General features: G+C 41.8%; 5 protein-coding genes. 4 read left to right on the top strand and 1 reads right to left on the bottom strand.

Translation table 11 applies throughout. The annotated features are described in order from the left end of the window. Positions 1-234 precede the first annotated feature (234 nt). The 4 genes from glp (at position 235) to LD39_RS14540 (ending at position 4552) form a co-directional block, all read left to right on the top strand. Entirely contained in the window at positions 235-1497 is a 1263-nt protein-coding gene (glp, locus tag LD39_RS14555; RefSeq protein ID WP_035548591.1) for a gephyrin-like molybdotransferase Glp, read from the top strand. Between the two features lie 21 nt (positions 1498-1518). Continuing rightward, on the top strand, positions 1519-2532 hold the full coding sequence (gene moaA, locus LD39_RS14550; RefSeq protein ID WP_035548589.1) for a GTP 3',8-cyclase MoaA: 1014 nt from the start codon (positions 1519-1521) through the stop codon (positions 2530-2532). Between the two features lie 117 nt (positions 2533-2649). After that, positions 2650-3078, top strand: a complete 429-nt coding sequence (locus LD39_RS14545; protein WP_035548586.1) for a YwpF-like family protein — start codon at positions 2650-2652, stop codon at positions 3076-3078. A 115-nt stretch (positions 3079-3193) separates the two neighbouring features. Continuing rightward, complete coding sequence (locus LD39_RS14540) at positions 3194-4552, top strand: TrkH family potassium uptake protein (protein ID WP_035548583.1); 1359 nt, start codon at positions 3194-3196, stop codon at positions 4550-4552. A 55-nt stretch (positions 4553-4607) separates the two neighbouring features. Here LD39_RS14540 and LD39_RS23620 read toward each other — a convergent pair. Further along, positions 4608-4818 (bottom strand): hypothetical protein (locus tag LD39_RS23620; RefSeq protein WP_035548580.1); only part of this gene is annotated, 211 nt, incomplete at its 5' end.

The raw sequence follows: 4818 nt of genomic DNA, 5'->3' as shown, positions 1-4818 counted from the left end.
TCACCACATGCCCATGGAAAGCGAGTGATTTCCCGGAACTCCTTTTTCTTACCAAGTTAACGGAAATAGGAAGAAGTGTCGAAACTGAGTCTTCAACAATCGCCTGAGAAATGTAAGAGATCTGATAGTTAAAATAAACAACATAATTCCAGCAGTAATCAAAACCTTTGAAAAAAGGGGGCGAGTTCGTTATGGTCAATGAAAGATGAATTCAGAAGTGAAGGGCTGAGAAGGATGAATTTACATAGAAAACCAATGCCTGTCGAAGATGCCGTACAAAGGGTCATGGACCATCAAACGACAGGAGAAAAAGAGAATATTCAAATCGATCACAGTGATAATCGTATATTAGCAGAGGACATCCTTGCTACACATCCGGTTCCGCCGTTTAATAAATCCCCTTATGATGGCTTTGCGTTGAGGTCTGAGGATACAACGTATTTATCAAGAGAACAACCAGGACATTTTATCGTGACAGAAACAGTTGGTGCAGGCCATTTAGCGAGTCGGCCAATAGAACAAGGAGAGGCTGTTCGAATTATGACAGGTGCCGAGATTCCTGAAGGTGCTGACTGCGTAGCGATGTTTGAAATCTGCCAAACTTATGAGAAAGAACAGCAGTCCTGGGTGACTTTGAAGCGGCCAATGGAAAAAGATCAAAACGTTATCTTAAAAGGATCTGAAACGAAGGAGAAGGAGTGCCTCGTTAAGGCTGGAACTAAAATCAATCCTGGAGTAAAGGCTTTGCTTGCGACATTCGGGTATGCAGAAGTCATGGTTTATAAGCGGCCTAAGGTAGGAGTGTTTGCTACTGGTACGGAGCTGCTGGATGTTGATGAACCCCTCGTTCCCGGTAAGATTCGCAACTCGAATGCCTATATGGTTTTGTCTCAAATTGAGCGGGCTGGGGGAGAAGCCTGCTATTTCGGAAAGCTGGAAGACGATTTTGATACCTGTTATGACGCTGTACAAAAGGCATTGAGTGAGGTCGATGTGTTGATCACGACAGGCGGGGTATCTGTAGGAGACTTTGATTTGATGCCGGAAATCTATGAGCAGTTAAAAGCTGTAGTCCTCTTCAATAAAGTAGCGATGAGGCCTGGAAGTGTCACGACTGTGGCTGTTACAGAGGGCAAATTACTCTTCGGTCTATCTGGAAACCCTTCTGCTTGTTATGTAGGATTCGAATTGTTTACGTATCCTGCTATCCAAAGGTTGTTAGGCAGAGAGGATGCGCACCATCGACGAGTTCAGGCGACGTTAGGAAGAGATTTCAAAAAGGCGAATCCTTTTTCCCGTTTCGTTAGAGGATTTATCGATTACGAAGAAGGGAACGTAATAGTAAAACCGGCTGGAATAGACAAGTCGGCAGTTGTTACTTCCCTTGCTCATACTGACGTCCTCATCATGCTGCAAGGCGGCACACGAGGTTATGAAAATGGAGACATTGTCGATGCTCTATTACTAGAGCATCAAAAGGGACAGCGGCACTTCTGAAACAGGAAAGGGGTCGGAGTTATGAAGAACTACGTACTGGATCAACTTGAACGTCCTATGAAGGACTTAAGAATATCTGTCATCGATCAATGCAATTTTCGATGTACATACTGCATGCCTGCCGAGGTATTCGGTGAAGACTATCGGTTTATGCACGGAGATGAACTGTTGAGCTTTGATGAAATCGTCCGACTGGTAGAGATTTTTGCACAATTCGGCGTAGAGAAAATTCGATTAACAGGCGGAGAGCCATTGATGAGAAAAAACTTGGATGAATTGATTTATCGGTTGAATCAAATCGATGGAATTAAGGATATCGCTGTTACAACTAATGCCGTGTTTTTAGTAAGACAGGCAAAGAAATTGAAAGCAGCTGGATTGACGCGTGTTAATATCAGTCTTGATGCCATTGAAGATGAGGTCTTCCAAATTACGAATGGGCGCGGAGTGAAAACAAAGCCGGTATTGAAAGGGATCGAGGCCGCAAGAGAAGCTGGACTTGAAATCAAGATCAATATGGTCGTAAAAAAAGGCATGAATGAAAGTCAAATCCTACCTATGGCTCGCTACTTTAAGGAAACAGGTGATACATTGCGGTTCATTGAGTTTATGGATGTGGGTAACCATAATGGATGGAATATGGACGAAGTCGTATCTAAGAAGGAAATAATTGAAGAAATTAATGAAGAAATGTCACTAGAACCCCTGGATGCCAATTATTATGGGGAAGTGGCTTCAAGGTATCGTTATGCAGACAGTGACTCGGAAATTGGAGTCATATCGTCGGTAACAGATGCATTTTGCAGCAGTTGCACACGTGTACGACTGTCTGCGGATGGTAAATTATTCACTTGCCTGTTCGCTTCATCTGGATATGATATCCGTGAAATGGTCAGAAGCGGGCAATCGGATGAGTCGATTACTTCCCAGCTAATCAAAATTTGGACAGGAAGAGACGATCAATATTCCGTAGAACGTGCCCAAAAGAAACCATTAAAACAAAAGAAAATCGAAATGTCTTATATCGGAGGATGAATAGACGCCGGTTTCCACTAGGAAGTCGGCTTTTTTAGAGGCGAATGTCCCTTTGCTCATAATGGCACCGTACCCTATAATAATAGTATGACTATTTGCTCTCGGAGGTAGGTTCTTATGAAAACCTTTAAATTAATTTCCCTGGATATTGTGGAAGAAAAAAATGATGATATTACACAACGTCGAATCAAACTACAAGATGGTTTGATCATTAATCGTGAGGATGACCATGGACGCTGGGTAATTGAAGCGTTTGTCGACGAATATTATGAAGAGTTTTTTCAAGCGATGTATGATAACAATGAAGAAATTATGGTACAGGTCAAAATCACGAAGCAGAGCAATCGTCCTGCAACTTTTCTCGTCAAACCCATAGATTTGAACCGAATCGGTAATCACATCAACATTATTTTTATGGGAACGATTGTCGACCGGCAGCAGGAAAACATCGAAAAAACGTTGAAGCAGTTATTGGATGAAGGGTATCAAGGAGATGAATTACTTGAGGAATTCAAGCGCAGAGGAGCAGAATCAACCTCCAGATAACGCTTTGACTTACTTATTACTAACTAGTTAAAGAAAGAACAGAATCATCCTGCTATAATGAGGAATGGTGATGGAACTCAGTAACCAGAAATAGCAACATCAAAGGAGATATTCTATGTGGGTGAAAAGAAAAAGCCTGCGTTGGCTCAATGAATTATCGCCATTTCAATTAATCGCAGTATACTATCTATTTGCTGTCACCATTTCGTCTATACTTATTGCCTTGCCAGTTGCCCATCAGCCTGGAGTTAACATGGCATTCATCGATATCCTATTTACAGCTGTCAGTGCTGTGAGTGTTACCGGTCTGACGACTGTTCCAATTGCAGATACCTTTAGCACAACGGGAGTTTTTATTCTTGCTTTAGTCCTTCAGTTCGGTGGTATTGGTGTAATGACTCTAGGTACGATGATCTGGCTTGTCCTCGGCAAAAAAATCGGTTTGAAAGAGCGTCGACTGATTATGACCGACCAGAATCAGACGAGTTTCCAAGGTATGGTACGGATGGTGCAGCAGATCATATTAGTCGTTTTGCTTATTGAATTGATCGGTTTTCTGACGCTGGGCACGTACTTTTTGGGGTATTACGAGCCTGGTGAAGCCTATTTGCAAGGCTTTTTTGGAACGATTAGTGCAATGACCAACGGTGGTTTTGATATTACGGGTCAATCTTTGATTCCATTTAAAGACGACTACTTTGTACAATTTATCAATATGATTTTGATTATTGCAGGAGCCATTGGGTTTCCTGTCTTAATTGAAGTGAAGCAATACTTACTCAATAATAATCAACTGCAGACTATTCAATTTTCATTGTTTGCAAAGTTGACGTCCATTACATTTTTCGCCCTTATAGTGCTAGGCACATTCGTTATTATATTGTTAGAATTTAATTATTTTTTCTCTGGAAAAGAATGGCATGAAATTCTTTTCTATGCTTTATTCCAATCGATAACAACGCGTAGCGGCGGTTTAGCAACGATGGATATCAATCAATTTACTGAACAAACACAGCTTTTCATGTCATCCTTAATGTTTATCGGTGCATCCCCGAGCAGTGTCGGGGGAGGGATTCGAACGACGACTTTCGCATTGGTCCTCATTTTTATCCTGACTTTCGCCCGTGGTGGCAATCAAATTCGCATTTTCCGCAGGGAAGTTCATAACCAGGACTTAAACAAAGCTGTAGTCGTAACCTTAATGGCACTGTTTTTATGTTTTGTTGCTGTGATGGCCCTTTCAATAAGTGAAACATTTACATTAAATGAGCTTATTTTTGAAGTAACCTCAGCATTCGGAACTGTCGGACTGTCTTTAGGCATTACTCCTGGCTTAACTGGATTTGGGAAAACAGTGTTGATGCTATTAATGTTCCTTGGACGGATAGGAATTTTGACGTTCCTGTTCACCTTCCAAAATGATAAGAAAAAAGGGAAGTATCATTATCCAAAAGAGAGAATTATCATAGGCTGATGCATAAGTACCCCTGGGCAGAACTAAGTTCAATCTCGTTTTTTGCTCTAGTGTATTAAAAGATATTCGGCAAACGTGCAGGATTGCGAAAGACTCGATTCCGAGATTTTAGGTCGTTGGGGAAGGACTCGTCTAGCTGGAACGCCCAGACACTCGCGTCATAAGCAGAAAAATCAACGGTATGGAAAAGCCCATTCCTTTTGATTTTCTGCTTATGCGTGTCGTCTCCACATTTGAACACTTTCCTGTGGGGGAACCGGCGAGCT

It is taken from the genome of Halobacillus sp. BBL2006 (assembly GCF_000786645.1).
Lineage (GTDB): Bacteria > Bacillota > Bacilli > Bacillales > Halobacillaceae > Halobacillus.
This window is presented reverse-complemented; position numbering and strand designations above follow the sequence as displayed.

Coding starts and splice junctions, on each gene's coding strand:
- glp (WP_035548591.1), top strand. CDS start 235: ATGAATTTACATAGAAAACCAATGCCTGTCGAAGATGCCGTACAAAGG.
- moaA (WP_035548589.1), top strand. CDS start 1,519: ATGAAGAACTACGTACTGGATCAACTTGAACGTCCTATGAAGGACTTA.
- LD39_RS14545 (WP_035548586.1), top strand. CDS start 2,650: ATGAAAACCTTTAAATTAATTTCCCTGGATATTGTGGAAGAAAAAAAT.
- LD39_RS14540 (WP_035548583.1), top strand. CDS start 3,194: ATGTGGGTGAAAAGAAAAAGCCTGCGTTGGCTCAATGAATTATCGCCA.